This is a genomic window from Microbispora sp. H10885 (assembly GCF_014161415.1).
In the GTDB taxonomy this organism is placed as follows: domain Bacteria; phylum Actinomycetota; class Actinomycetes; order Streptosporangiales; family Streptosporangiaceae; genus Microbispora; species Microbispora triticiradicis.
The window spans coordinates 1-1349 of sequence record NZ_JABBWY010000034.1 but is presented as its reverse complement, the minus strand read 5'-3'; the positions used below and the strand labels follow the sequence as shown (position 1 = coordinate 1349).

General features: G+C 69.8%; 2 protein-coding genes. Both read right to left on the bottom strand.

The annotated features are described in order from the left end of the window. Positions 1-1078 (bottom strand): PHB depolymerase family esterase (locus HHX37_RS35360; protein ID WP_182888176.1); only part of this gene is annotated, 1078 nt, incomplete at its 3' end. A 142-nt stretch (positions 1079-1220) separates the two neighbouring features. Then, the gene (locus HHX37_RS35355; protein ID WP_310740265.1) at positions 1221-1343 is read right to left on the bottom strand and encodes an RICIN domain-containing protein; all 123 of its coding nucleotides are present in this window, start codon (positions 1341-1343) and stop codon (positions 1221-1223) included. Between the last annotated feature and the right edge of the window lie 6 nt (positions 1344-1349).

Sequence of the window (1349 nt, the reverse complement as noted above, 5' to 3'; positions counted from 1 at the left end):
GCTGCACCTGGGTGCCGTCGGTCTGGCTGGCGCCGGTCACGTCCACGCAGCGGCCGGAGGCCACACCCTTGATCGGCCCGCTGCCCCCGCCGGAGGTCGGGGTCGTCGACGGCGTCACCGTCGGCGTCACGGAGGGGGTGACGGTCGGTGTCGCGGACGGGGAGGTGCTCGGCGCGTCGAGGCCGAAGAACCGGATCGCGTAGATCCCCATGCCCTGGTGCGGCAGGTCGTGACCCGCGCCGGAGATGGTGTACGCCTCGACCTGACCCGAGCCGAAGCGCCGCCGGGTCCAGCCGGACTGCGGGGTGTCAGTGGAAGCGGGCGTCTGGCTGATGCCCCACACGTTCGTCCACTGGTCGACCTCCTCCTGCAGCATGCTGTAGTTCAGCACCGAGTCGTTGGTGCCGTGCCACGCCTGCACCCGCGGCCGGGGCCCGGTGTAGCCCGGGTAGGCGTTGCGGGCCAGGTCACCCCACTGCTGCGGCGTCTTGTCGCCGCACCCGGCCGGGCCGAGGCAGCCGTAGGGGACGCCCGAGAACGGCGCGCCGGCCTTGAACACGTCGGGGTAGGTGGCGAGCAGGTTGTTGGTCTCCATCGCACCCGAGGAGAAGCCGGTGGCGAACACCCGCTCCGGGTCGCCGTTGTAGCGCTGCTGGACGTAGTTCACCATCGACACGATCGAGCCCGGGTCGCTGCCGCCGCCGTGGCGCAGCGACTCGTTCGACCACACGTCGAAGCAGTTCGACATGCCGTTGGCGCTCTTGTTCGCCTGGGGATAGATGACGACGAAGCCGTACCTGTCGGCGAGCGAGGCGAACTCGGTGCCCTGGTAGAAGCCCTGCGCCCAGCCGTTGCAGCCGTGCATCGCCACCAGGATCCCCGGCCTGGCCGCCACGTTGTTGGGGACGTACAGGAACATCCGGATGTTGCCGGGGTTGGAGCCGAAGTTCGTCACCTCTGTCAGCGTCGCCGCCGACGCTCCCGGCACCGGTCCCACGAGCATGGACAGCGCCGTGACCACCGCCGTGAGCGCGGCGGCGAGGGCGGTGCCGACGAGTTTCCTGAGATGTCGTCTCATCGTTCTGCTCTTTCTGAGGGGTTCTTTCGGGGGTTCTTGCGGGAGTTTTCAGGGGTTCTTCAGGAGGTCGTCCGGGGGAGCCGTCCGAAGGGCCCCGGCGCGGCGGGCACGCCGCACCGGGGGGATCCCTTCGCATCCGGGACTATCTGCTCCAGGTCCACTTCTGGTTGGTGCCGCCGTGGCAGGAGTAGAGCTGGAGCTTGGTGCCGTTGGCGGTGGCGGCTCCGGCGGCGTCGATGCACAGGCCGGACTGGACGCCGGTGATGCTGCC